Here is a 26,479-nt window from a genome sequence, read left to right as displayed (position 1 = left end):
CACCTTTTAATTTCATACAAATTTGAGGAATATTTCCTAGACGACAAGCATTTATATTGAAAATATAAAAATTTATACTATTTGTTTATTATATAACAAAATGTAAAAAGAACCGCCCTTAATTTGGGCGGTTTAGTGTTAGAATATGTAGTATAGCGGTAGCTATAGATAATTCGTTATACGATTAAATATTTTACTTTTTTAATAAATCTCGTATTTCTGCTAACAACTCTTCTTGAGTTGGCCCTGCTGGTGCTGCAGGAGCTTCTTCTTCTTTCTTTTTAGACTTTTCATAGGCTTTAAGTACTATAAAAATAAATAAACCAACAATGATAAAATTAATTATTGCTTGTATCAGGTTACCATAGGTCATAACAGCAGCTCCCGCCTCCTGGGCAGCAGCAAGAGTAGCATATTCCCCACCATCAAGAGCAATAAACTTTTGAGTAAAGTCTGTTCCCCCAGTTATGACACCAACAATAGGCATTATAATATCTGCTACAGCAGAACCGACAATTTTATTAAATGCACCTCCTATTACAACAGCAGTAGCTAATGCAACAATGTCCCCTTTTAGTAAGAAAGATTTAAAATCTTTAAAAAAACCCATAATTAATTTTATTTAGATAGTTAGTAATGTACTAATTTAACGAAAAATTAAAATAATTATAAGAATGGTTCGATCTAATACAATTAGTTTTTCGTTAAAAATCAATTATCATCGATAACAATACGTTTTACTCTGGGAGAAATTGCAGTAAGTAGTTCGTAAGAGATTGTTCCAGAATTTTCGGCTACTATGGCTGCACTCGAATCTGCATCAAAAATAACGACTTCATCACCTTCTTTACAATCAATATGGGTAACATCTACCATGATCATATCCATACATACATTACCAATAACATATGCTTTTTTATTATGGATGGTTACAAATCCTTTTTTATTTCCATACTGTCGGCTAATCCCATCGGCATGCCCGATAGGTATGGTAGCGGTTTTTGTAAATTCTGAAGCAATAAATGCCCGGTTGTACCCTAATGATGCTCCGGGTTCTAATTTATGAATTTGAGAGATTACTGACTTTAATCCTGCTACAGGCTTTAGTGCAGCATCATATTTTGTATCGTTTCCGTATCCATATAAGCCTATCCCGGCCCGTACCATACCAAAATGTGCTTCGGGATAATTAAGAATTCCAGAAGTATTAGATTGATGAAGTATAGGCGTGTAACCTAACTTATCAATCATACGATTAGCAATTTTTTTAAACGAATTAATCTGCTGCATGGTAAAATCTCTTTCTGAAGCATCTTCACTGGCTGCCAGATGAGAAAGAAGAGCAACTACTTTAATCGCTTCAGTTGTGTTGAGGTTTTCTATAATATGATCAATGTCATTTTCCCAGAAGCCGATTCGGTTTAAGCCTGTATTAAATTTAATATGAACTGGATACTCTTTTTGATCCAAAGCAGTAGCTGTTGCTATAAATGTTTTGAGAACTCTTAAACTATATAAGCTAGGCTCTAATTGGTATTCGATTAATTTTTGAAAATTTACAGGCTGCGGATGTAATACCAAAATAGGCGTTTTTATTCCTGATTCCCGAAGTGTAATCCCTTCTGATACATAAGCAACTGCAAAATAATCGGCTCCTATTTTTTCTAAGTGTTTTGCAATTACAGAAGCATCACTACCATATCCTGAAGCCTTTACTACTGCTAAGATTTTGACATTGGGGTTAACCTTGCTTTTTAAATAATTAAAATTATGAGTAAGATGAGCCAGGTTGATCTGCAAAACGGTTTCTTTTACACTACTCATCAGATTTTTCAGTTTTTTTTGATACTTCTTTAGGATCTTTAACCTCCATTTGATTTACTTTTTCTTTCAGCATGGCTTTATAATATGCGGCTCGACTTAAAGGCTCATACTCATCTGTTTCTCCTAATAAAACCAAATCATCTTTGGTAGATTTTCTATAACTAAATTGAGCAAGATTCCCTGTCCTGGTACAAACGGCGTGTACTTTGGTTACATATTCTGCTGTAGCCATCAATGCGGGCATGGGGCCAAAAGGATTTCCTTTAAAATCCATATCTAATCCTGCAACGATAACGCGAACTCCTTTATTTGCCAAATCATTGCAGACTGCTACAATTTCATCATCAAAGAATTGTGCTTCATCAATGCCAATAACATCGCAGGTATCGGCAAGAATTCTAATATTAGCTGCTGCAGGAACAGGAGTAGAACGAATCTCATTAGCGTCATGAGAGACTACCATTTCATCATTATACCTAACATCAATTGCAGGTTTAAAAATTTCAACATTTTGTTTGGCAAATTGTGCACGCTTTAATCTACGAATCAATTCTTCGGTTTTACCCGAAAACATAGAACCACAGATTACTTCTATCCACCCAAATTGCTCTTTATGATTTACCGTATTTTCGAGAAACATTTTGTATTTTTCAGCATCAATTAAAGAAATCCCTTCTCCTTACTCTAAAGATGAGGTAAATTTATTAAAAAACAAAAAGCAGTATTGTAAACGAATAAGAAAGTTATGAAGAAGAAATTGGAAGCGGAACTTATAAGTATTGCCCATAGAATATTACAACTTAAGGATAAGACTACCTTATCTCAGTTACAGGAAGAAGCCCGTGAGTTATATGAAAAGTTAACTATTCTTAATTTTTCTGAATCTCATTTTGCTGGGCCACAGCCTACTATTGGTCAGATTAAAGAAGCTCTTGATACTAATGAACCAGATATCTCTGATACATCAAATGAATCAGATGAATTAAAAAAAGTAAGGCAAAAAATCAAAGCGATTATTGATCCCGAACCAATTTCTGATAAAAAACAAGAATCTATTCCGAAGCAATTTTCTTCACCAGAGAGTGATCAGGAACAAAAAGAGGATGATATTGATACTATAGAAAATAAACCTGAGATTATTATTGAAGAAATTAATGCAAGGGTTGCCGAAGACCTTTTTGTGCCTGCAAGTACTAAAGTAGCAGAAGAATCAGTTTCTTTTTCAGATTCGATTCCACCTCAATCTACATATGAAAAAAATGATAAAGAGGAGGTTACTCCTACTTTAGAAGATATATCAGATGTTAAGGATCGACCTAAATCTATTAATGATCAACTAAGAAAAGAAATTCATATTGGTCTTAATGATCGCTTAGCATTTATAAAATATCTTTTTGGAGGAAGTGCTCCTGATTATAATCGCGTATTATCTCAACTAAATACATTAAGAGGTAAAAGTGAAGCAGAAGAATTTATCACAACTATGATAAAGCCCGATTATCAAAATTGGGAAGGTAAAGAAGAGTATGAAGAACGTTTTATGGATATTGTTCTTAGTAAATTTGATCACTAAATAAAGATTATGAAAATTATATATTGGATTGCCACGATTGCTTTATGTGCTATAATGCTGTACTCTGCCCAGATGTATTTTTTTAAAACTGAAATGGTAAAAGGTTTTTTCGAAAGTTTTAATTATCCAACATACATCGTAATCCCTTTGGCAGTAGCAAAAGTACTAGGAGTGACAGCTATTCTAACAAATAAAATAAAATGGCTCAAAGAATGGGCATATGCCGGCTTCTTCTTTGATTTGGTATTAGCTACTTTAGCACATTATCATGCAGAACATCCCATAGGATTATCGGTATATGCAATTTTAATTCTTATCGTTTCCTACGCAATTGGTAAAAAAATAAGACCTTAATGTCAAAATTATACCTCGTACCTACACCGATTGGGAATCTTGATGATATGACTTTTAGAGCTATAAAAGTTCTTGAGGCAGTAGATTTGATATTGGCCGAAGATACCCGAACCAGCGGAAAACTATTAAAACATTTTGAGATCACTACTCCTATGCAAAGTCATCACATGCATAATGAGCATAAAATGGTGGATCGTATTATTCAGAAATTAAATGCAGGAGAAACTATTGCCTTAATAAGTGATGCAGGTACTCCTGCAATAAGCGATCCAGGATTTTTACTCACCAGGGCATGTGTAGAGCAAGGAATAGCGGTAGAATGTCTTCCTGGTGCAACAGCTTTTGTACCCGCTTTGGTTAATAGCGGTTTGCCTAATGATAAATTTATCTTTGAAGGGTTTCTACCCGTAAAAAAGGGAAGGCAAACCAGATTAAAATTTTTATCTGAAGAATCCAGAACAATGGTGTTCTATGAATCGCCACATAAACTGATTAAAACTCTAAAAGATTTTGCAACTTATTTTGGTGAAGATCGACAAGTTTCGGTATCACGAGAATTAAGTAAACTACACGAAGAGACTATACGAGGCACCACAATAGAGGTTATAAAGCATTTTGAAAATAAGCCTCCAAAAGGCGAAATTGTAATTATTGTAAAAGGTAAGAAATAGAGTATTTCAATTTTTAGTCATAAAAATCGTTATATCTTTTGACCCAGATTATGTAATAGATTTTCTAATGCATAATATGGGTTTAAGTGTAAAATTTTGATTGCATGAAAAACTACCCCTTGCTCTCTATACTGGGAATTAGCCTGCTTGTTTTTTTATTATGGCAATTACCCTATTTTGGATTTATACAATACCCGTTATTACTATTAGGTACCTGGTTTCATGAAATGGGCCATGGCTTAACAGCAATATTGGTGGGAGGTAAGTTTATCTACCTCGAAATATATGAAAACGGAGGAGGTGTAGCATACTCTAATGTTTCGACCAGTTACTTACCTTTTAGTATCGCCAGAAGTATTACTGCAGCAGGAGGTTTGTTGGGTCCGGCAATTTCGGGAGCTATACTTATAGCTTCGGCCAGAAATAAAATAAGCTCTAAAATTGCATTGTGGTCGCTAATTATAATAATGGTATTATCATTATGCTTATGGATTCATGAACTACTAGCCTTAGTTATCCTAAGCGTTTTTGCTGCACTTCTCTTTTTTATTGCAATTCTTAGAGTAAGGAACCTCGAGGCTTTTACACTCTTGTTTTTAGGAACTCAATGTGTATTAAGTTCATATCTACAAATAGGGTATTTGTTTACAAAACAATTCGAACGAGATGGAAAGATCCAATATTCTGATACACAAATGATTGCAGCATATCTGCCTGGCACCTATTGGATGTGGGCCATATGTATTCTACTAATTTCTATGTACCTGCTGTATAAAAGTTATCGATATTATTTAAGAAAATAATGTTGTAGCAAACCTTATTTTTGTGTAAATCACTTACGTTTTACAAGCTAATAGTATCTGGATGTTTTCTTAAAAAAGGCATATAAAAAATCGAAAAAAAACCAGAAATTGAAATACGTGGTAAATACGTGTTTTTATATGGTAATTACCTGTAAAATCCTTCTATAACAAAGCATGCAGGTTTTTTTTGATTAACTTTAATACTAATTATTAACTTATAAATATAGTATCACATGGAAAACGTAATCACACAAGAAAACACCCTAATTACAGAAGAAATTTTTAACGAATCTACCACGCTCTGGAGAAATGCAGATGTACTACAATTAACACATCATTTTCATAAACTAGATCCCACTATAGGGCAATACGAACGCGTATATTATTTTAGTATGAGCAAAGATGATGTTAAACGTTTTAATGACATACAAGAGATTAAAACTTTTACTATGTACATGGCTTTGAAACGAGGATATAAAGAAAAGTTTACATTTTTTCCCATTTTTAAGATTGTTGATATAGAAGGAAATATACAGTACTTTGGTCTGGAAGCTTTTCAAAAACCAAAAATCAAAGAACCGCAAAATAAAGAAAGTGAACTGGGATCAGAAATTGTACCTTTAACTTTTAAGCAAATGATTCATGATAATTGGGAGCAGGTAGAAATGAGCCTGGTTGATGATTTGTTTACAGTAAAGGCAAATAAAAAACCAATGGAAAGAGTGCTTTTTTATAAAGTAACAGCAGATTTGATCAATCCTTATCTACCCAATGGTATCGAAAAAATAAAACTTTACCCTGGATTAGATATGAATAAGTTTCAGTATAAGGATATGATATCGTTTACTCCTGTTATTGGGATTACACCTAAAGAACAACCAGTAGAAAATATATTGCAACGAGCCGGTCTTATCGAATATGGCGATAATGAAGTGTTTATTGAATACCTTAGACCTTGCCCACCAACTTGTGTGTTGTCGGATAAATAAACATTAAAAACAAGATTAATGAGCAAGGAATTATTTGATAATTTAACATTGGTAGCTTCTCTTATTTTATTAGCTCCTTTGGTGATATTATTTTTTAGATTCAATGCTCTAAGCCTGATACAGAAGAAATTATCATTTATAGTTATACTTACAGTCTTAGTAGAAATAATATCGTGGTCTTTATGGTATAAAAAAATAAACAATTTACCAGTATATCATTTTTTTACGGTAATTCAGTTTTTATTGATTGTTAATATTTATAGGGGAGCGTTATCACAAACATTTTCAAAAAAGTTCTTTACTAGTTTAAGTATTGGTTTTGTTGTATTTGCTATTATAAATATTGTTTTCTTTCAAGATTTATTAACTTTTAACTCTAATGCAACAACACTTATGGGATTGATAATTATCTTTTTGTCTCTAAGTTATTTTTATGCATTGCTTAAAGAAGTAAAATATAGTACCCTGGAAACGAATCCTATGTTTTGGATCAATTCAGGGTTCTTGATTTATTTTTCTAGTAGTTTAATCTTGTTTTTTATGAATAATACCTTATTTAAAGAAGTTACTGAAGCTAGTTTGATTCTATGGGGATTACATGCTATTATAAATATCGTATTAACTATTTTTTATATAGTGGCTATATCGGTAAAACCCAAAAAAGAGACTAATGAAAATAATGATTTTTTAATCGAATGATTTTGGCCCGAAGTGCTGGTTTTACTGTTTTTTTAGGCTATATTTATGTAAACTTTTAAAACCTAAAATCATGAAAACAATTCGTTTATTATTTTTAGTTCTATTGGGGCTAACTGTTGCTTGTCAGCAAGAAGAGGAGTCTCAAAATAATATAGAAGAGCAAGATTTGACTCTTAATTGGAAAACTGCAAGCCCTAAAGAAGTTTTTGGTACTCCTGAAAATGGGTTTAATATCTCCAAGAAAGCATTAGAACAAGCATTGAAGTTACCAGAAGTATCTACAGTTCGTTTTATTTTGGAAGTAGAAAATAAACAATTACAAATACGTGTAGCTGGAGCAAATCCAAACGGAGATATTACCAAAGGAGTATTAGCTACACCAGTTTCATTACAAAAAGTTGTGAATAAACTAGTTGCCGAAAAATCTAAACGTTTTGAGACTACAGCGCTTTCTAAATCTGTAGCCTCGCATATATTGCAACCGGATGAAGCTGTAGATTTCATTTCAGGATGGCAACAAAAATGGAAAGGTAGTGCACTTAAGGGTGCTATTGCTTATAACGACGAACGTATTCGTTATTTTAGTATGCCGGCAGCTGTAGCAAAACATATGTTGCAAAATGATTCAAAAAGTGTAAATTTAGTATGGGGAGTTAACCCCAAGGGCAAGTTTACTACTGTTTTTTTACCAGAATTGGATGGACAGAATTTGTTAAAAACAGGGATATTTATTTATGAGTATTCAAAACCTTGTCCGCCAACTTGTCCCCCGCCATTAGACTAATCTGGAAAAGATAATTAATTAAAAAGTAAAGAGCTATATTATATAGCTACATCGCAAATAAAAAACAAAAAGTATAGCTCTTTACTGTTTTTATACTATTTATTTTATGGGTGAACCCGAAGAAGCTGTTGCGTTAAAGGTTATAATCATTGGTATGGTGGTAATTTTTTTGCTATCGTTATCGGTAATTATATTTTTTATTCTTTATCAGCGCAGATTGTTGGCACAACAAGAGAAACATCAAAAAATAGAATCAGATTATCAGAAAGAATTACTAAAAACCTCGATTATTAGTCAGGAAGAAGAACGGAGTAGGATTGCCAAAGAATTGCATGATGATGTGGGAGCCATGCTAACTACAACCAAATTGTATTTTGGGCAAATTACACCAGAATTGCCTCCGGAAGAGCTTAAAGGGATTGCCGAAAAAATGAGCTCTTTTTTCGATGATATGATACAAAGTGTACGTAGCATTTCTCAAGACCTAAGACCAGTGGTTCTGGAAAAGTTAGGACTGGTAGAGGCAACACAAAGTTTGGTGCAAACCATAAATGACTCAGGAAAGATTAAAGTGCGTTTTAAGAATAATACGATAAAAACGATTACCAAATCAAAAGAACTTAACCTGTATAGAATTATTCAGGAATTAATTACGAATACACTTAAACATGCAGAAGCTTCTGCAATATATGTTGAGTTAAAAAATGAGGAAAATTCGTTAATTATACTTTATGAGGATGATGGGAAGGGTTTGAAACAAAAAAACCTTTTGCATAAAAAAGGGCTAGGGCTCAAAAACATAGAAAGTAGATTATCGGTACTTTCTGGAAAGATACATTTTTTTAAAAAGAGCTCTGGTATGAAAGTAAAAATTATAGTACCAGTTTGACTATAAAAACAATAAAAAACCCCTAAGAAAAAAGAAGCATTAACAATTTTAATCACAATTAATCATGGAGACTATAAAACTAGGACTGATTGATGATCATAACTTATTTCGTGAAGGTATAAAGTCACTGTTAAAAAGAATGGCCAATATTTCTTTGGTATTAGAAGCGGTGAGTGGTAAAGACCTGTTGGCACAGTTAAATAATGTGGTTCCAGACGTAATTCTTTTGGATTTAGAGATGGGAGATATGAACGGTGTAGATACAACTCTAAAATTACAAGAATTGTATCCCGATCTAAAAATTATTATTCTAACCATGCATACAGAAGAAAGAATGATCTCTTATTTGATGGAAGCGGGAGCTAATGGATATCTGTTAAAAGATACTACCCAGCATGAGTTAGAAATAGCAATACGATCTACATACGAAAATGGATTTTATTTTAATTCCTTTGTATCAGAAGCGTTATTAAAAGGGTTGAAACATAAAACTTCTAAACCTCCTGCGATAAGAAAAGATTATCACCTTACCTCTAGAGAACTAGAAGTATTAGAAGGGATTACTCAAGAGTATACCACAGCAGAAATTGCAGAACAACTTTTTCTAAGTGTAAGAACAATTGAAGGACATCGCAAAAATTTAATGGGTAAATTGGGTGTAAAAAACACAGCTGGTTTAGTTATTAAAGCAGTTAAAGAGAAAATCATTTCGGTTTAGATCATTTTAGGAAAGTAAAAATAAACCTGTCAGGATTTTAAAAATCCTGACAGGTTCATAATACGAAATATTCTGTTATAATCTTTAGTTTCAGGAAATATTAAACAACGTAGAACGTAAGGATTTAGTTAAAAAAAGCCATCAAATTGAGTGATTTTTCATAGTGGAACGGAGAAAAATCGTATCGAAATTAGGCTTTTGCTTGAAAATTTACTTGTCTTCGATAGTTCTGCTGAGCTTGGTCGAAGTACAATTTTCTATCGAAAATTACTCTGACTGACGTAAATTTTCTTGTGTCAAATTAAACATGTTTTCCTTTCTCCCAACCATGTTTTCCAAGGTATTTCTCACCAGATTCTATAGCTCCTTCCTCTACCATTGTACCCATAGAATCATTCCAGCGATTTAGATACCCAAATAAAGAAATCACTCCTAACATTTCTACAATTTCTCCTTCATTCCAGTATTTATACAATTCTTCTTTGATAGTATCGTCTACAGCATTAGGGATCACCGATGCAGCAAGAGAAAAATCAAGTGCTGCACGTTCTGCATCACTAAAAGCGGGGTGTGTTTTATACTCCCATATATTATCTAATTGCTCTTGTTCTGCACCATATCGTTCAGCAGCACGAATAGCATGTGCCTGGCAATATCTACACCCTGTAGCATTACTACTCACCCAGGCAATCATACGTTTTAATGCAGAGGTTACTCTACCTTCATTTGCCATTACGGCTTTATTAAGATTAATAAATGCCTTAGAAATAGCAGGTCTTCTTTGCATAGTAAGCACAGAATTAGGACAAAATCCTAAAGTTTCATTAAAAAATTCTGCTAATTCTCTGGTTTCCGGATCATGATCAGCCGATAATGGAGTGACTAATGCCATAGTATATATTTTTTTAGTTTAAACGTATAATTTTTAGCAAAGCAAAATACAAAACTAATGTCAAATCAAGAGAGGTCAGGATGTTTTTTGTACTTTGGATTTTTTAATATAGGAATTTACCACACGAATGAGATGGACACTACAACCAAAGCCTGATATTTCAACAGTAGAAAATTTGGCAAAAATTCTTAATGTAGATACAATAATTGCTTCGTTATTAGTACAAAGAGGAATAACGACTTTTGATCTGGCCAAAAAGTTTTTTAGACCTTCTTTAGAGGATATACATGATCCTTTTTTGATGAAAGATATGGATAAGGCAACTGCCAGAATCCTAAAGGCAATTACTGGTGGCGAAAACATAATGGTATACGGGGATTATGATGTAGATGGCACCACATCTGTAGCATTATTATCCTCTTATTTAAAAACGTTATCTCATCAAATTGCTACCTATATTCCTGATCGATATAATGAAGGATATGGGATATCGTATACAGGAATTGATTATGCCCATGACAACGATATTTCTCTTATTGTTGCTTTAGATTGTGGAATTAAAGCTATAGAGAAAATAGCGTATGCCAAGGAAAAAGGGATCGATTTTATTATTTGTGATCACCATAGACCAGGAGATAAAATTCCTAATGCAGTTGCGGTTTTGGATCCAAAACGTAAAGATTGCGAATATCCGTATAAAGAATTATGTGGTTGTGGAGTAGGGTTTAAATTGATCCAGGGGCTGGCCATTTATCAAAATCAAACTATAGAAGATGTATTACCATATCTGGACTTGGTGGCAACTGCAATTGGCGCAGATATTGTGCCAATAACAGGAGAAAACCGTGTATTGGCATACTATGGTTTACAGGTTATTAATACGAGTCCCAGAATTGGATTTAGAGCAATGTTGTCTGAAGTAAAAAAGAAAACTTTAACGATAACAGACCTTGTGTTTATCATTGCACCAAGGATTAATGCAGCCGGAAGAATGAAACATGGATTACATGCTGTTAATTTGTTAACAGAAGAAAATCTTGATATTGCACTGCAATATGCGGCAGAAATAGAACTTTATAATAGCAATAGAAAAGAGGCTGATAAAAACATAACCCAGGAAGCATTGGGACAGATACTTCAGAATAAAGAAGAGGATAGATATACTACTGTGGTGTATGAAGAAAATTGGCATAAAGGAGTAATAGGCATTGTCGCATCACGATTAACAGAAACGTATTACCGCCCTACTTTGGTTTTTACAAAAAGTGGATCGAAATTAGCAGCTTCTGCACGATCTGTAAAAGGGTTTGATGTGTATAATGCATTAGAAGCCTGCTCAGAATATATAGAACAGTTTGGAGGCCATAAATATGCTGCAGGGTTAACATTAGAAGAAAAGCAATACCTGCCGTTTAAGCAAAAGTTTGAAGAAGTAGTATCTGCTACTATCGATAAAAAAATGCTCATTCCCGAAATATCTATTGATGCCTCTATTGAGTTAAATCAAATCACTCCTAAATTTTATCGTATTTTAAAACAATTCGCTCCATATGGCCCGGGAAATATGGCACCGGTTTTTATGACAGAAGGATTAAATGATACCGGATACGGAAAATGCGTAGGAGCCGATGAGAAACATTTAAAATGTAGAGTACAAAAAAATGAAACTGCTATAGGTGCTATTGGTTTTAATCTTGGCCCTAAATACAATTCGATAACCGAAGGGCAGTATTTTAAAGCTGCGTATACTATCGATGAAAACGAATGGAATGGAGAAGTATCACTTCAATTAAAGTTGAAAGATATAAATTAACTTATTTTTATTTAGATTTATTATAAATAGTTATTATTTTTGATTCAAATATGTATTCAGGATGAACGCTATAGATAAAATATACAGTAACGAATTAGGTATTTCTTTCTTTTGGAAACAAGAAAAGCATATTTCAATGCCTAGAGTTCAGTTGGTATTTAGAGATATTGGATTTTTACTTACGTTAAATGAATTGAAGGATTTTTCAAATTCCTGTACTACCACCATAGAATCTCAATGTTGTAGGCAATGCAAAAATTCACAACAATGCAGGTCTCTTTTATTAAGAACACCTTCTGATAAGATTGATTTGGCAGTTAGTAGAGAAGAAGTGCATCAAATTCAGGAACTAATCAAGGGTACTATTTTTAGAGTAGAGTTAAAAGATTGGGTAAGGAACCTATCTCTTAATTAATTCCATTTATGTTTTGAATTTATTGTAATGAACTGATTTCACTATTAACTTTTTAGGAAATCCTTATTCTTCTTTTTTATACAAAAACTCAACAATTTTATATGTGATTTCTTTTGCTTTCGTTTCCTGCAAAAAATGTTTCTCATCTATAAAATGAATATCTTCATTTTTAACCTTTAGCGCATTAGCCGCACGCACTTGTTGCGGAGGCCATTGTAACATAGTATCATGTATACCCCATATAACCGTAACAGGCATATTAACATTTTCAAAAACTTCTGAGTAGTCTGGTAATTCATTACAAGTCTGACTATAGAAATAATACATGGCATGTGTTTTACCTTCTAATAAAGGAGTTTTATATCCTTCTACATCAAGAGAATTTAAGACGTTTTCTTTCAATCCCTGGTTAAATAAACTTTTAAGCAAAGTATTGGTGGTAACACCATTTCTGTAACCCCACATTGCTGTCTTGGCAAGACCTCCCGGTTTCATACGTACAGGAGGGTAAAATCCATCATCATAAATAATGGTATTTAATACAATTAGTTTTTCAATTTTATCAGGTGCTTGTTTCATAAGTTCCCAGGTCCATAGTCCACCAGCATCATGCATTACATGAGACCAGGTATCGATCCCTAATGCTTGCATAAGTTCTAGCAAGCGTTTGGCATGATTTTCGGCATTGTAGATTTCAAAACCTTCGGGAGAATCACTAGAACCATACCCCAACATATCGGGTACAATGACTCTAAATCCATTTGCAACCAAAGGATCGATCATTTTACGATATAACCATCCCGAAGTAGGTACACCATGTAATAATACAATTGCAGGTCCTTTTCCTTTATCTATATATTTTAGTAAACCATCATCTGTAGGATATAATCTTTGATCAGATCTAAAATCTTCATAAGTGATTTGGTTTTTTCTGATTTTAGTATTCTCGTAGGGTTTACAAGAAAAGAGCAATACCCCCATTAAGGTAAGCACAAAAAAATTCTTCATGGTAAAAAGATGATTTATGAACTGGCAATTTACTTAAAATCATTTTTGTATGCCATATGCGTTTGAAAATTTAAATGTATACCCGTTGTGTGTTTTGATAAAATTCTGTCAATTCGAGTAAATTTTACGATTGGAATGAGTAAAATTTGTATCAAGAATAAGAATTTTAACTTTTAAAAGGTTCTCGATAGCCCTACAGAGCCCTTCGATAAACTCAGGACAGGCTTTGTCGAAGTACAATTTTTTTGTCAAAAAATCACTTGACCAGACATTTTGAAAACTATTTTAGTTCGAAATGCACAATAGATATGTATATTCTTTTTATATACCTATTGCAAAAAGAATTAAATTATCTTAAAAGTTATGATGAGGTGATATAAAATTTTTTATATATTGGTGTTGATTTTAAGACGATAGAATTTTTCCTACCCTATTCTATTGAATTTTCTTACATAAACATATTTTTTAGTTAAGCTTTTTTTAAGCGATGCAATACTATTGACTTATATTTTATGGCGGAAACCGAAAAGCCTTTATAGAGTAGGTGAATAATTTTAAAAATCATATAAAAATGAAAAAATTAAAAGATTTAGATGTACATGTTATTGAAGACAAAAATGCTTTAACAATTAAAGGAGGTGATTGCGGAACATCGACTTTAATGGATAGAGGGAATAGTGGTACTGGTCCAATTTGGTTTGGTGATTGGGATGATGAATTTTGCTGTTAAGGTATAAAAATGAGAATCTTAGAGCTAACAAACATTAGCTCTAAGATTTTTTAAAGTAAAACTAAAATACATTTATTTTGAAATATATATACATTATAGGTTTTGTTTTAATAATATCGTGTAGCAAACAAAATAATAATCAAATAAAGTCTCATTCTATTAATCTAGATTCTTTAATCACCTCTTTAAATACACAAGAAAAGAAAGAGAAGTTTCTTGTAAATTTGTTTCAACAAGATCAAAATGTAAGAAATTCTGATAGAGAAAATGAAATTTTAAAAAGGAATAATTACAATGTCGATTCATCAGAATATCAGGATTATAGAAGAAGAATAAAAGAAGTTGATTCTCTAAATTACCTTAGCATATTGAAGTATTTAAAAGAGTATGGGTATCCGGTATTTAAGTCAAAAAATCCTAAAGTAATTCCTGCAATTAGAACAGTTTGCTTACATCAATCTTTTAATAAGCAATTAGAATTGTTTCCCTACTTATATAAAGCTTATAACGATGGTTTTATAAATAGTGAAGAGTTTTCTTTTTTACTTAATAGGATGCATATTATGAAATACGGGGAAAGTTACCCGCATGCTATTAGCTATGAAGAAAATATAGAACAGTTGCTAGAAAAGTTACAACTTTAATAAAAGGAAAGAGTTTTAAAAACCTGAAATTTTATAGTGTTACAACTATTATGATATTAATCTGTAAAAATTACAAAGAAAATAACGAAAGTTATGAAGAAGTCATAGATTGGTTACTTTATAATAATGCCCAATTTGATTTTTTATCAGGAGAGGATTATTATGAAAATGGTAAACACTGGTCAATAGCACTCGATAATTCGCAAGATAAATTAAGTATTCCGTTTAATGAGTATAAAAGTGTTTGGTTTCGTGGATTTCTAAGGCATCGGTATCACCTAGAGGAAACATTTAAAGATTTAGAAAGCACCAATGATAACATAGCAGAATTGAGATGGAGAATTGGTCAAGAGATAGGGAGAATAAATACTCAAATTTTTAACAACTTTCGGGACACATATCAATTACCTAGCCCCTTATCGGTTAAGAGCGATAAGTTTTCAATGCTTCGATTGGCAAAAGAACTTGGATTGGATATCCCTGACTCCTTAATAACAAATTCTAAAAAAGAATTACTGTATTTTTTTAAAAAGCAGCAACACGTTATTACAAAACCATTATATGAGACGGTTTATTTTAATGATGAATCGTATGTTGCATTTTTTAAGACAGATAAAATAACTGAAGAAGTAATTGAATCACTTCCTTCAACTTTTTTCCCTTCACTTTTTCAAGGGTATGTAGAGAAAGATATAGAGTTACGGGCTTTTTATATAGAAGAAGAATTTTATACAATGGCTATTTTTTCTCAGTTAGACCCACAAACCAAAGTGGATTTTAGAAACTATAATGACGAAAGACCCAATAGAAATGTACCTTATGTATTACCTAAAGAAATTGAGACTAAATTAAAAATATTGATGAAAGAACTAAATCTTAATACGGGCTCTATCGATTTAATAAAAACCCCTGATAAGAAATATGTATTCTTAGAGGTAAACCCTACAGGACAATTTGGTTTTGTTTCAAAACCCTGTAATTATTACCTAGAGGATAAAATAGCAAACACATTAATACAACATGATAGATAAAAGAGATATATTTTTTAAAAAGCAATTAGATAATCTTCCTTTTTTTCTTAGAAATCACAAAATAAAAGAGTTGCAGGTCTCTAAAAACTCTAGTGAAGTGACAGTTTCATATAATGATCAATTCCCAGTATACCACTCTGAAACGGTGGAATGCAATTTATCCTTAAAACCAATTTCAAAACTATTAACATTTGATGAACAAAAAGAGTTTTAAATTATTTGCAAATTGTATCATTGTTAAAGGGGCTTCTTTGGCAACGATTTGTGATCTTCATCGTGGTAAGGTATATTCTATTCCACTACCCCTGGCAGAATTTCTTGAGAAGACCGAGAATGACGACACCTTAGAAGACATTAAAAAATTCTCGCAGGAAGACCAGGAGACTGTACAGGAATATTTAGAATATCTTGAAAAAAATGAGCTTGGTTTTTGGACAGATGAACCAGATAGGTTTCCTGATTTGAATTTACAATGGAAATCACCAGAGCATATCAATAATGCCATTATAGAAATAGAGCAGTTAGATAATGATGATTTACAAAAGATAACTACTGCTCTAACCAATTTACTATGCAAATTTGTAGAAATTCGATTTTATAAAACAATAGATTTGGATAAACTGGCATTTTTTGCAGAGCATTGTGCTAAATCTGTGATTAGAAGCATAACTGTTTTTTTACCCTTCACTAGTAAATTAGATATTAAAGAGATCGAGATATTGTCAATTAAATACCCTAGGATTGTTCTTTTTATAGTACATTCTGTCAAAGAAAAAAATACCACAATAAAGACTAATAACCCTAAAATCCAGATGATTTCTCGTGTTATAGATGGTCAAAGTCATTGTGGCATTATTGACCCTAAATTATTTTCAATTAAAATTCCTGTTTTTACAGAATCCCTTAAATTTAATTCGTGTCTGAATAAAAAATTAAGTATTGATAGTAATGGAAATATAAAAAATTGCCCTTCTATGTCAAATGTTTTTGGAAATATAAAAACGGACGACATAGAAACAGTTGCAGAATCATTAAATTTTCAAAAAAACTGGAATATACATAAGGATTTGATAGACACATGTAAAGATTGTGAGTATCGTAGAGTTTGTACTGATTGCAGAGCATATGTAGATAATCCAGAAGATCTATATTCTAAACCTTTAAAATGTGGTTATGATCCATATATAAATAAATGGGAAGATTGGAGTCGAAACCCATTAAAACAAAAAGCAATTAAATATTACAGTTTTCAAGAATTTTTAAAAAACTAAATAGTCATACAAAATAAGATTATGTTCAAATTGTATTAGTTAAAAAACTTGTTTGATTACAATTTCATTTCCATTAAAGCTAAAACGGTCGCCAGTGGTTTTTCCTAATAGTAGTTTACCAATAGGAGAGTTAGCAGCTATGGCAAAGTAAGACCTATTTTCTATAGAGAGTTTACCAACAGAGATACTAATAAAGTAATCACCCTGTGAGGTAATTACCAGGCTACCAAGGTGAATATGTTCTGAAGGAGAACTATTAATCTTCGCTAGAATTTCTTGTAATTTCTGTACTTCGGCTAATTGTTTTCCTGCTTTTTCACGCTCTAACTGTAACATAGCTCGTCCGGTTTCATGTTTATCTCCAGCAGAGCTTTTGGTTTCAGAAGTTAGAGATTCCTGAATGTTAGCAATAGTATTTTGAATTCTTTGCAATCTTTGATCCACATAGTTTTGGCATTGATTTAGGATTTTTTCTTTAATTTTTTGTGGATTCATATCATCATTTCTTATCAAATACTAAAGTACCATAATTACGCATTTGCGTGATAATCCATTTTTTTCTTTTTTTGGTGTATGCCGAAGGCGGATTTGCCAAAAACCGTATAGGATTAGGGAGTATTGCTGCGATAGCCGCAGCCTGATCTGTATTAAGTGCATTGGCAGAGGTATTAAACCAAAACTGGGCGGCAGCTTCGGCTCCATAAATACCATCTCCCATTTCTATACTATTTAAATAAATTTCGAGAATACGTTCTTTACTCCAGAAAGTCTCTATCAAAAATGTAAAATAGGCTTCGAATCCTTTTCGAACCCAGCTACGATGCGGCCATAAAAACACATTTTTGGCGGTTTGTTGAGAAATCGTACTTGCGCCTCGCAATCGTTTACCAGATGTATAGTCGGCCATTGCTTTTTCGATAGCTTCTTTGTCAAAACCATGATGATCGATAAACCGTTGGTCTTCACTACAAATAACCGCTAGTTGTAAAGAATTAGAAATCTTGGATAATGGTACCCATTGGTGTCGAATTGTATACTCATTTTTAGATTGTAATTTTCGAATTCCCATTAAGGGGGTGACAGGAACATTAACCCACGTATATAGTAATACCCACAGTACACTTAGTAGGATAAATGCGATGCAGCTTTTAAGTATAAAACGGAAGTATTTTTTCATAATTCAATAGGAATCGACTTATAAAAGATCAGCTAATTCTGCACCCACCAGACTTCCTATCGCAACGCCCATTCCGCCCTGTCGTACACCACAAAATACGTTTTGAGATAATTGTTTGACAATAGATTGTTTTTGGTTTCCTACACCCATAATTCCGCTCCATCGGTAATTGATTTCAAAATTAGTATCTGGTAAAATGACATCTCGCAAAATTTCTTCTAATTTTTGTTGTACCAATTCAGTTTGCGCCAAATCTGTAGTTTCTTCAGCTTTAAAGTCTAAATTTCGACCTCCGCCAAATAGGATTCTATTATCAATATTTCTAAAATAGTAATATCCTTTATCTAGATGAAATGTTCCTTTAATATGTAAATTATCTATGGGTTGGGTAATCAAAACCTGAGCACGAGCGGGTTTTACTTCCTGAATTCCTAATTGAGCGGCAAAACCATTTGTAGCGATCAATACTTTGTGTGTAGAGAACGTAAACTGATCGGTTTTTATTTTAACAGAAGTATGGTCATCATCAAAAGCTTCGACTGTGCAATTATTTAGAATCTTAATGCCAGAATTTCGAACCTTTTTTAGTAATGCTTCCATCATTTTTCCGGTATCGATTTGCCCTTCAAATTGGTTAACTATGTATTGAGGTTGGATATTTCCAAAATTGAAAATATTAGAGTTTGTGCTAAAAACATCATCCTCAAAAATTGGCTTTAACAACGTGTTTATTTGCTCTCTTTTTGATAAACAGTCTTCATAAAGAGCTTGGTCATTTTTGGTAAAAAGTTCATAACCGCCATTTTGAAAATAACCGATGCTCTGATCTCCTAAGTGTTTTCTTAACAATTGAAGTCCACTATGTCTTTTTTTGACCAACTGTAGTACTTCTTCTTCGCTATGCGAATTTAAGTCATCCAGAATTTCTGATAGGCTTCCAAAACAAGCAAAACCAGCGTTTTTGGTACTGGCCCCGTTTGGTAATATGCCACGTTCTAGGATAAGAATTTTGGCTTTCGGAAAATTGTTTTGTAGCCTTAATGCGCAGGTAAGCCCTACAATTCCGCTTCCGATAACCGTAAAATCGATATTAGATAACCAAGTTTTATGTTCCCAATAGCTAAAATTCAAAGTACAAGAGATATTATTTTGTTAGAAAAACAAATATAGTCGTTCCTAAAGAGATTTTACGATTTCTTGCGTAGTTACTATAGTAGGAAATACATTTTTAAGACAGCTTTTTTAAAAAAAAGAAGTAACATTTTCAATTATCAAGACATAAACCTGAAACGATATAAAAAAATGAGAAATTACATTTTTATAGCTTTAGTATTATCATTCATTATTAATTCGAGAGCTCAATCAGTTTTAGCAACAGCAATCTTCCCTAATATATCTGAACTCCAAAACCATCCTGGTAATGATGATTATGTTTATGTTAAAGGTTATTATACTCCTGATGATGGTGGTGGTGGACTTTTCAAAAATGAAATTTCTGATTTAAAGGAGAATGGAGGTACAGTTTTTAATGTAAACGCAAATCCTAACAAAAAATGGATTAGAGTATATAAAGGTGATATAAATGTCAAGTGGTTTGGAGCACGTGGAACGTATAGCTATAATACAGATGATACAGCTGCCATACAAAATGCAATTTACGAAACTCAACGAATAGGAAATACGCTGATTATTCCTAAAGGAGATTATCGCATTGTTAATTCTTTAAAAATTGAAATCGATGAGAAAAAATCACATATCCATAGGCTTAAAATAAAAGGAGAAGGATATAAGGGATCGAATATTTATGGAGCAATTGATGGTGGTGGTTATATTTTTGATTTAGAAATGCCTGAGAAAACCGATAATCAGGGGAATACTAGATATAAGGCAAAAATTACAAATATGATACTAAGTAATTTAACTTTATTAAGTGATACAGATATAAAAGTAAATGATACAACTCGTATTCAAAGAAGTAACATTTCTGGCATAAAATTAAAATATAATGAAGATGCATTGATTGAAAATATTCATTTTAGGAATTTAGTAAATGATATTAATGCACAATCGTTCTGGAGAGCGACTATTAAAAATTGTAGAAGTACTCAAAGACATTTAGACATTTCTTCACCAAGATATATTTTCAATAGACAATGTAACAACTTATTGATAGAAAGATGTTTTTTAAGTAATAAACCTCAAAATGAAAGCAGTTTTTTATTTAAAATAGTTGGAGACTCATCAAGTATCAATTTTATTAGCTGTAATTTTGAATTTGGGCATGGCGCATTAATAGATAATAGAGGAAATGCTCCTCTTACTAATATTTCCTTTATAGGTTGTTATTGGGAGTGGCTAGATTATGAAGCTATTGCTATAAATAATCTTGCTAATGTTCGAGGGGTAAATGTTATCGATAATTATTTTAATTCAAAATGGAACGTTTCTCCATATTGGGCTATAGTTTTAGGAGGGGTAAAGGGAATGAATATTTCAGGTTCTTATTTTTATGAGTTTGGAAAAACTCCGATATATAGTGCAGGTTACGCAGAAGGGGTTAATGTAAACATGTGTACATCCAACGAAAATTTTCCAATTATAAATTCTATTCCTTCAAATAGTTTTGTTTTTAATCCTTCATCTACAAATGGTAATTATGGAGGCCTAAGTTTAAGGTCTTCGAATGGTATATCTTTAAGAGGGTTAGGGGCTTCACAAAGTAATAAAATAAATTATTCATCTTCAATACCAATCACTGGTAGTTGGAATCAAGGTGATATTGTTTATAATACCAATGCAGTTCCTGGAGGTTATGTTGGCTGGGTATATACTAATAGTGGTTGGAAAGGATTTGGTTTGATAGAAAATAATTAAAAAAACTTATAATAAGAATGTGTAAAATGATAATGCTCTAAAGGAGTATTTGATCTCATACATCCACAGACTATCTCTAAAATTAATAAGTAAAGCGCATAAAAAAAGCCTCATTACTGAGGCTTAATTGGTTGTTATTCAGTTGGGTCTTCCATTTCAAAATCTTCCATAAACTTAGTGGTATAATTTCCAGAGATATAATCTGGATTATCCATAAGCTGTCTATGAAAGGGAACGGTAGTTTTTATACCTTCTACTACAAATTCATCTAATGCTCTTTTCATTTTATTAATCGCCTCTTCACGTGTTTGTGCAGTGGTTATTAATTTGGCAATCATAGAATCATAGTTAGGCGGAATAATGTATCCACTATATACATGAGTATCTACTCGTACACCATGACCTCCCGGGATATGCAAATTGGTAATTTTACCAGGAGAAGGTCTAAAATCTTTATACGGATCTTCGGCATTGATTCTACATTCTATAGAATGTAATTGTGGGAAATAATTTTTACCCGAAATTGGCACTCCCGCAGCAACAAGAATTTGTTCTCTAATTAAGTCATAGTCAACTACTTGTTCTGTGATAGGGTGTTCTACCTGGATACGGGTATTCATTTCCATAAAGTAGAAATTACGGTGCTTGTCAACCAGAAATTCTACAGTTCCTGCGCCTTCATATTTGATGAATTCTGCAGCTTTTACCGCAGCTTCTCCCATTTTATTACGCAATTCATCTGTCATGAATGGCGAGGGAGTTTCTTCTGTAAGCTTTTGATGTCTACGTTGTACAGAGCAATCTCTTTCAGATAAATGACAAGCTCTTCCGTTACTATCTCCTACAACCTGAATTTCTATATGACGTGGTTCTTCGATGAGTTTTTCCATATACATGCCATCATTGCCAAATGCAGCTGCAGCTTCCTGGCGAGCACTATCCCATGATTTTCTCAGGTCGTCTTTTGCCCATACGGCACGCATACCTTTTCCACCACCACCGGCAGTAGCTTTTAGCATTACAGGGTATCCCATTTCATCGGCAAGCTTTTCGGTTTCTTCAAAAGAATCCAAAATACCTTCACTACCAGGAATTGTAGGTACTCCTGCTGCTTTCATAGTTGCTTTTGCAGAAGCTTTATCCCCCATCTTATCAATCATTTCTGCACTGGCACCAATAAATTTTATTTCGTGCTCTTCACAAATTTTAGAGAACTTAGCGTTTTCTGAAAGGAAACCATAGCCTGGATGTATTGCATCTGCATTTGTGATTTCTGCTGCTGCAATAATATTAGACATTTTAAGATAGGATTCGTTACTGGGTGCAGGTCCGATACAAACGGCCTCATCTGCAAAACGTACATGTAAACTTTCTGCATCTGCCGTAGAGTATACCGCAACAGATTTTATCCCCATTTCTTTGCAGGTTCTGATTACACGCAATGCAATCTCACCTCTATTTGCAATTAGAATTTTTTTAAACATAACTTCTTAGAAATTACAATATTCAAACAATAAATTTCAATTCTCAATATGTGATTTGAAACTTAAAAGTTTGAAATTATGAGGTTAATTATGATGGGTCTACTAAGAATAGTGGCTGATCAAATTCTACTGGAGAAGAGTCATCAACTAATACTTTTACAATTTTACCAGAAACTTCACTTTCGATCTCATTAAAGAGTTTCATTGCTTCAATAATACAAAGTACATCTCCTTCTTTTACAGAGTCACCAACTTCTACAAATGTAGGTTTGTCTGGTGATGGTTTTCTGTAAAAAGTACCAATTATAGGTGATTTGATGGTTATGTATTTTGAATCATCGTCAGAAGCATTTTTTTCTTCTGTTACTGCTGCAGGTGTTACTGCTGCAGGTGCAGATTGTGATGGTACAGGAGCTACCACTTGAGGAGTTACCGGCAGTTGTTGTACAATTGTCGTTTCTTTACCATCTTCTGATGCAGTTTTAATGGTGATTTTAATGTCATCCATTTCTAACTTTACTTCGCTAGCGCCTGATTTGGCTACGAATTTAATTAAATTCTGAATTTCTTTTAAATCCATAATGTGGGTATTGTGTGTTTTAGTTGTTTAGGAATTATAGGCCCATTTAAGATAAATAGACCCCCAGGTAAAGCCTCCACCGAATGAGGCAAATACGATGTTGTCTCCTTTTTTGAGTTGTTTCTCGTAATCGTGTAACAATAATGGTAAGGTGGCTGAGGTTGTATTACCATATCGTTGGATATTCATAAGAACTTTGCTTTCATCCAGCTCCATTCTTTTGGCTGTAGCGTCAATAATACGCTTATTGGCTTGATGTGCAATAAGCCAGTTTACATCCTGTCCTGTTAAACTATTACGTTCCATAATCTTAGAACTGGCATCTGCCATATTAGAAACTGCATATTTAAATACAGTTTTTCCGTCTTGTTGAACAAAGTGTTGCCTTTTGGCTACAGTTTCTTCTGATGGAGGTAGAATAGATCCTCCGGCTTCAATTTTTAGGAACTCTCTTCCGATACCATCGGTACGCAGGTATTCGTCTTGAAGTCCTAGACCTTCATAATTGGGTTCAAAAAGAGCTGCACCACCACCATCACCAAAAATAATGCAAGTGGTACGATCGGTATAATCAATAATAGAAGACATTTTATCTGCTCCTATTACTAACACTTTTTTATATCTTCCTGATTCTATATGACTGGCGGCAGTAGACATTCCATATAAAAAACTGGAACAAGCTGCCTGTAAGTCATAGGAAAAAGCATTAACGGCCCCAATCTTCGAAGCTGTGTATGCTGCAGTTGCAGCAACTGGAAGATCTGGAGTTGCAGTTGCAAAAATTACCATATCAATCTCTTTAGGGTCGAGATTTTTTTTGGCGATTAGATCTTCTGCCGCTTTTATACCTAAGAAAGATGTTCCTTTATCTTTATCTTTTAGTATCCTGCGTTCTTTGATACCTGTACGACTGGTTATCCATTCGTCGTTAGTTTCGACCATTGTGGCTAATATATCATTAGTTAACACATAGTCTGGCACGTATGCACCTACAGCGGTGATAGCGGCTGTGATTTTACTCATATCTTAGTTTTAGTTTCACAAACTATAGCATAAAAATGCGTTCAAAAAGTTGTCGAAATTACTAAATTATACACAAATATGGCGCAAAATAACTGGATTTTGACACATATTCAACTAAAAACAAAAAAACTCTCACATTTGTGAGAGTTCTCTTTAAGATTTTAACAGTATCCTTACGCTACTTCTTCTTCAGTATTGTCGATAACAATCTGACCACGATAGTATAATTTACCTTCGTGCCAGTGTGCTCTGTGATATAAATGCGCCTCTCCAGTAGTTGGATCAGTAGCTATTTGTGGTACAGAAGCTTTATAGTGTGTTCTTCTTTTATCTCTTCTTGTTTTCGATATTTTTCTCTTAGGATGTGCCATTGCTTAGCTATTGTTTATCGTTTAATAAGTTTTTTAATTTATCCCAGCGAGGATCTGTTTCCTCATTGTTATTCACATTTGTTTTTTCTTTCGGACTTAATTCTTCTAGTTTTTTAAGTATATCTGATTGTAATGTTCCGTTCTCAACACCAGGATGAACTCTTTTAGATGGTATAGCCAAAACAATAAGCTCATAAATATATTGCTGAACATTAACTTCATATTCTCCATGAGGAATAATAAGAAGCTCTTCATTTTCATCATTATATTCATCTCCAAACTTCACTACTAAAAAAAATTCGTTTTTAATAGGTAGGTCAAAAGGTTCATTGGTGAGATCACAATTTACATTTACAGTTCCTGTTGCTTTAAATTGAAGTTCTAATAAAGTTGTTTTTTTATTAAACTCCATATCAACTTTTACTGCAGATGAATTAAACTCATCATACTCAAAATGTTCAAAGAACGTATTGTCAATTTGATACTCAAACTGGTGTAATCCTTGCTTCAGTCCAACGAAAGGAATAGTATACTCTTTAAGTTGTATCATTTCATCATCAGTTTCAAGTGCCTATCAATTTGATAAAGGCGGGTGCAAAGATAATAAAAATTCGTTATGAAAGTATTTTTGTAAACAAAATTATATCAGATTGTTAGTGATTAATTAGGTTTAAGGATCAAGGTAATAGGTTTGAAGATCATTTTTATACCTAATTGCTAACCTCTCATGACTTATTTTGTGGTTTACGAGGTTGTTTTTTAAGAGGGTTTTTAGTTAATTCATGATATTCATTTCTATTTTTAAAAATTTTTAATGCCGCAAAAACAGCTTCTTTAAATGAACTATTATCGGCTAGGTTTTTTCCTGCAATTTCAAAAGCAGTACCATGATCTGGAGAAGTACGAACTTTGTGTAATCCTGCGGTATAATTTACTCCTTTGCCAAAAGAGAGTGTTTTAAAAGGAATTAATCCCTGATCATGATATGAAGCTACAACTGCATCAAAGGCTTTGTAATTGTTAGAGCCAAAAAAACTATCTGCTGCATAGGGGCCATATACTAATTTACCAGATTCATTAATTTTTTGGATTGTTGGCTTTAATACATCTTCATCTTCTTTGCCAATTACACCGTTGTCTCCACTATGTGGGTTGATTCCCAGCACTGCGATTTTTGGTTTTGAGATGCCAAAATCCTGTTTAAGAGCGTGATGAATAGTATCTACTTTTTGTTCTATTAATTCTGGTGTAATGGTATCTGCTATATCCTTAACGGCAACATGATCGGTAAGTAATCCGACTTTTAAATCATCGGTAATCATAAACATAAGACTATTTCCTTCTAGTTCCTGATCCAGATAATCAGTATGTCCTGGGAATTTAAATTCTTCAGATTGAATACTATGTTTATTAATAGGTGCGGTTACCAGCACATCAATTCGATTGTTTTTTAAAGCTTCGGTTGCAGATTTAAGCGATTTGATCGCATAGCTTCCTACTTTTTCATCTTCTTTTCCAAAATTAATACTAACGGCTTCTTTCCAAACATTAAGAACATTTATTTTACCATCCAGAATCTGAGATGTCTTATCTATACCATGAAGGTTTATGTTACTTTTATATTGTTTTTTTAAGAAAGAAAGAATTTTTACCGAGGCAAAAATTACCGGAGTACAAAAATCTAACATTCGCGAATCTTCAAAAGTTTTAAGGATAACTTCACTTCCTATTCCGTTAAGATCGCCAATAGAAATCCCTAATCTTATTTTTTCTTCTTTCTTCATTATATAAACTACTTTATCAGTATTTTTGAAATCTAAAATCAGACTTCAAGGTCACAAATTTAATTAAATAATTCGCAT

Annotated in this window: 30 protein-coding genes; 16 read left to right on the top strand and 14 right to left on the bottom strand. The window is 32.9% G+C overall.

Going from position 1 to position 26,479, the window contains the following annotated elements:
- Window positions 1-193 precede the first annotated feature (193 nt).
- The 3 genes from mscL to ATO12_RS05970 form a co-directional block, all read right to left on the bottom strand.
- On the bottom strand, window positions 194-610 hold the full coding sequence (mscL, locus tag ATO12_RS05980; RefSeq protein ID WP_034240087.1) for a large conductance mechanosensitive channel protein MscL: 417 nt from the start codon (window positions 608-610) through the stop codon (window positions 194-196).
- Between the two features lie 101 nt (window positions 611-711).
- On the bottom strand, window positions 712-1,824 hold the full coding sequence (gene alr / locus ATO12_RS05975; RefSeq protein ID WP_034240085.1) for an alanine racemase: 1,113 nt from the start codon (window positions 1,822-1,824) through the stop codon (window positions 712-714).
- The gene (locus ATO12_RS05970; RefSeq protein ID WP_034240082.1) at window positions 1,817-2,464 is read right to left on the bottom strand and encodes a thymidine kinase; all 648 of its coding nucleotides are present in this window, start codon (window positions 2,462-2,464) and stop codon (window positions 1,817-1,819) included. The genes alr and ATO12_RS05970 overlap by 8 nt, the downstream gene beginning before the upstream one ends.
- A 105-nt stretch (window positions 2,465-2,569) precedes the next feature.
- On the opposite strand from ATO12_RS05970, the gene ATO12_RS05965 reads away from it, so the two are divergent.
- The 9 genes from ATO12_RS05965 to ATO12_RS05925 all read left to right on the top strand — a co-directional run bounded on the left by ATO12_RS05965 (window position 2,570) and on the right by ATO12_RS05925 (window position 9,304).
- Window positions 2,570-3,397 carry a hypothetical protein gene (locus ATO12_RS05965; RefSeq protein WP_034240080.1) on the top strand — a complete coding sequence of 276 codons (828 nt, stop codon included), beginning with the start codon at window positions 2,570-2,572 and terminating at the stop codon, window positions 3,395-3,397.
- A 9-nt stretch (window positions 3,398-3,406) separates the two neighbouring features.
- Entirely contained in the window at window positions 3,407-3,751 is a 345-nt protein-coding gene (locus ATO12_RS05960) for a DoxX family protein (protein ID WP_316932916.1), read from the top strand.
- Window positions 3,751-4,422, top strand: a complete 672-nt coding sequence (gene rsmI / locus ATO12_RS05955; RefSeq protein ID WP_034240075.1) for a 16S rRNA (cytidine(1402)-2'-O)-methyltransferase — start codon at window positions 3,751-3,753, stop codon at window positions 4,420-4,422. The genes ATO12_RS05960 and rsmI overlap by 1 nt, the downstream gene beginning before the upstream one ends.
- 104 nt (window positions 4,423-4,526) lie before the next feature.
- Window positions 4,527-5,225, top strand: coding sequence for a M50 family metallopeptidase (locus tag ATO12_RS05950; protein ID WP_034240073.1), 699 nt, complete (start codon window positions 4,527-4,529; stop codon window positions 5,223-5,225).
- Between the two features lie 233 nt (window positions 5,226-5,458).
- Window positions 5,459-6,214: a hypothetical protein gene (locus ATO12_RS05945; protein WP_034240071.1), complete on the top strand. Its 756-nt coding sequence runs from the start codon at window positions 5,459-5,461 to the stop codon at window positions 6,212-6,214.
- Window positions 6,215-6,232: 18 nt separating this feature from the next.
- On the top strand, window positions 6,233-6,913 hold the full coding sequence (locus ATO12_RS05940; RefSeq protein ID WP_034240068.1) for a hypothetical protein: 681 nt from the start codon (window positions 6,233-6,235) through the stop codon (window positions 6,911-6,913).
- A 70-nt stretch (window positions 6,914-6,983) separates the two neighbouring features.
- Window positions 6,984-7,697, top strand: coding sequence for a hypothetical protein (locus ATO12_RS05935; RefSeq protein ID WP_034240065.1), 714 nt, complete (start codon window positions 6,984-6,986; stop codon window positions 7,695-7,697).
- A 106-nt stretch (window positions 7,698-7,803) separates the two neighbouring features.
- Window positions 7,804-8,586, top strand: a complete 783-nt coding sequence (locus tag ATO12_RS05930) for a sensor histidine kinase (protein ID WP_034240063.1) — start codon at window positions 7,804-7,806, stop codon at window positions 8,584-8,586.
- 64 nt (window positions 8,587-8,650) lie between these two features.
- Complete coding sequence (locus tag ATO12_RS05925; RefSeq protein WP_034240061.1) at window positions 8,651-9,304, top strand: response regulator transcription factor; 654 nt, start codon at window positions 8,651-8,653, stop codon at window positions 9,302-9,304.
- A 301-nt stretch (window positions 9,305-9,605) separates the two neighbouring features.
- Here ATO12_RS05925 and ATO12_RS05920 read toward each other — a convergent pair whose 3' ends face one another.
- The gene (locus ATO12_RS05920; protein WP_034240059.1) at window positions 9,606-10,196 is read right to left on the bottom strand and encodes a carboxymuconolactone decarboxylase family protein; all 591 of its coding nucleotides are present in this window, start codon (window positions 10,194-10,196) and stop codon (window positions 9,606-9,608) included.
- A 127-nt stretch (window positions 10,197-10,323) separates the two neighbouring features.
- On the opposite strand from ATO12_RS05920, the gene recJ reads away from it, so the two are divergent.
- Both recJ and ATO12_RS05910 read left to right on the top strand, forming a co-directional pair.
- Window positions 10,324-12,009, top strand: a complete 1,686-nt coding sequence (recJ, locus tag ATO12_RS05915) for a single-stranded-DNA-specific exonuclease RecJ (RefSeq protein WP_034240056.1) — start codon at window positions 10,324-10,326, stop codon at window positions 12,007-12,009.
- Between the two features lie 61 nt (window positions 12,010-12,070).
- Entirely contained in the window at window positions 12,071-12,424 is a 354-nt protein-coding gene (locus ATO12_RS05910; protein ID WP_034240053.1) for a hypothetical protein, read from the top strand.
- A 63-nt stretch (window positions 12,425-12,487) separates the two neighbouring features.
- Here the strand turns inward: ATO12_RS05910 and ATO12_RS05905 are convergent, their stop codons facing one another.
- Entirely contained in the window at window positions 12,488-13,432 is a 945-nt protein-coding gene (locus ATO12_RS05905) for an alpha/beta fold hydrolase (protein WP_034240051.1), read from the bottom strand.
- Between the two features lie 571 nt (window positions 13,433-14,003).
- Here ATO12_RS05905 and ATO12_RS25970 point away from each other — a divergent pair.
- From ATO12_RS25970 to gwsS, 4 genes are all read left to right on the top strand, one after another.
- Window positions 14,004-14,162: a hypothetical protein gene (locus ATO12_RS25970; protein WP_165583341.1), complete on the top strand. Its 159-nt coding sequence runs from the start codon at window positions 14,004-14,006 to the stop codon at window positions 14,160-14,162.
- Between the two features lie 77 nt (window positions 14,163-14,239).
- On the top strand, window positions 14,240-14,806 hold the full coding sequence (locus tag ATO12_RS05900; protein WP_034240049.1) for a hypothetical protein: 567 nt from the start codon (window positions 14,240-14,242) through the stop codon (window positions 14,804-14,806).
- A 50-nt stretch (window positions 14,807-14,856) separates the two neighbouring features.
- Window positions 14,857-15,837: a grasp-with-spasm system ATP-grasp peptide maturase gene (gene gwsG / locus ATO12_RS24645; RefSeq protein WP_051575640.1), complete on the top strand. Its 981-nt coding sequence runs from the start codon at window positions 14,857-14,859 to the stop codon at window positions 15,835-15,837.
- Window positions 15,838-16,031: 194 nt separating this feature from the next.
- Window positions 16,032-17,108 (top strand): grasp-with-spasm system SPASM domain peptide maturase, encoded by a 1,077-nt coding sequence (gene gwsS, locus ATO12_RS05885; RefSeq protein WP_034240044.1) that lies wholly within the window; start codon window positions 16,032-16,034, stop codon window positions 17,106-17,108.
- A gap of 39 nt (window positions 17,109-17,147) precedes the next feature.
- On the opposite strand, the gene ATO12_RS05880 is transcribed toward gwsS, so the two are convergent.
- The 3 genes from ATO12_RS05880 to ATO12_RS05870 are packed head-to-tail and all read right to left on the bottom strand — an operon-like array spanning window position 17,148 to window position 19,416.
- A complete protein-coding gene (locus ATO12_RS05880) occupies window positions 17,148-17,603 on the bottom strand; it encodes a 3-oxoacyl-ACP synthase (RefSeq protein ID WP_034240460.1) in 456 nt (151 codons plus the stop codon).
- A 4-nt stretch (window positions 17,604-17,607) separates the two neighbouring features.
- On the bottom strand, window positions 17,608-18,285 hold the full coding sequence (gene mtgA, locus ATO12_RS05875) for a monofunctional biosynthetic peptidoglycan transglycosylase (protein WP_034240041.1): 678 nt from the start codon (window positions 18,283-18,285) through the stop codon (window positions 17,608-17,610).
- A gap of 18 nt (window positions 18,286-18,303) precedes the next feature.
- The gene (locus ATO12_RS05870) at window positions 18,304-19,416 is read right to left on the bottom strand and encodes an NAD(P)/FAD-dependent oxidoreductase (protein ID WP_034240037.1); all 1,113 of its coding nucleotides are present in this window, start codon (window positions 19,414-19,416) and stop codon (window positions 18,304-18,306) included.
- Between the two features lie 171 nt (window positions 19,417-19,587).
- Between ATO12_RS05870 and ATO12_RS05865 the strand changes: the two genes are divergently transcribed.
- On the top strand, window positions 19,588-21,159 hold the full coding sequence (locus ATO12_RS05865; RefSeq protein WP_034240034.1) for a pectate lyase family protein: 1,572 nt from the start codon (window positions 19,588-19,590) through the stop codon (window positions 21,157-21,159).
- 134 nt (window positions 21,160-21,293) lie between these two features.
- On the opposite strand, the gene accC is transcribed toward ATO12_RS05865, so the two are convergent.
- The 6 genes from accC to pdxA all read right to left on the bottom strand — a co-directional run bounded on the left by accC (window position 21,294) and on the right by pdxA (window position 26,401).
- Complete coding sequence (gene accC, locus ATO12_RS05860; protein ID WP_034240032.1) at window positions 21,294-22,643, bottom strand: acetyl-CoA carboxylase biotin carboxylase subunit; 1,350 nt, start codon at window positions 22,641-22,643, stop codon at window positions 21,294-21,296.
- 88 nt (window positions 22,644-22,731) lie between these two features.
- Window positions 22,732-23,223 carry an acetyl-CoA carboxylase biotin carboxyl carrier protein gene (gene accB, locus ATO12_RS05855; RefSeq protein WP_034240029.1) on the bottom strand — a complete coding sequence of 164 codons (492 nt, stop codon included), beginning with the start codon at window positions 23,221-23,223 and terminating at the stop codon, window positions 22,732-22,734.
- Window positions 23,224-23,250: 27 nt separating this feature from the next.
- Window positions 23,251-24,246, bottom strand: a complete 996-nt coding sequence (locus tag ATO12_RS05850) for a beta-ketoacyl-ACP synthase III (RefSeq protein WP_034240026.1) — start codon at window positions 24,244-24,246, stop codon at window positions 23,251-23,253.
- A 173-nt stretch (window positions 24,247-24,419) separates the two neighbouring features.
- Window positions 24,420-24,617 (bottom strand): 50S ribosomal protein L32, encoded by a 198-nt coding sequence (gene rpmF, locus ATO12_RS05845; RefSeq protein WP_024768393.1) that lies wholly within the window; start codon window positions 24,615-24,617, stop codon window positions 24,420-24,422.
- A 7-nt stretch (window positions 24,618-24,624) separates the two neighbouring features.
- Window positions 24,625-25,167 (bottom strand): YceD family protein, encoded by a 543-nt coding sequence (locus ATO12_RS05840; RefSeq protein ID WP_034240023.1) that lies wholly within the window; start codon window positions 25,165-25,167, stop codon window positions 24,625-24,627.
- A gap of 175 nt (window positions 25,168-25,342) precedes the next feature.
- Window positions 25,343-26,401 carry a 4-hydroxythreonine-4-phosphate dehydrogenase PdxA gene (pdxA, locus tag ATO12_RS05835; protein ID WP_034240021.1) on the bottom strand — a complete coding sequence of 353 codons (1,059 nt, stop codon included), beginning with the start codon at window positions 26,399-26,401 and terminating at the stop codon, window positions 25,343-25,345.
- Window positions 26,402-26,479: the final 78 nt, after the last annotated feature.

This window comes from Aquimarina atlantica (assembly GCF_000626715.1).
GTDB lineage: Bacteria > Bacteroidota > Bacteroidia > Flavobacteriales > Flavobacteriaceae > Aquimarina > Aquimarina atlantica.
This window is presented reverse-complemented; position numbering and strand designations above follow the sequence as displayed.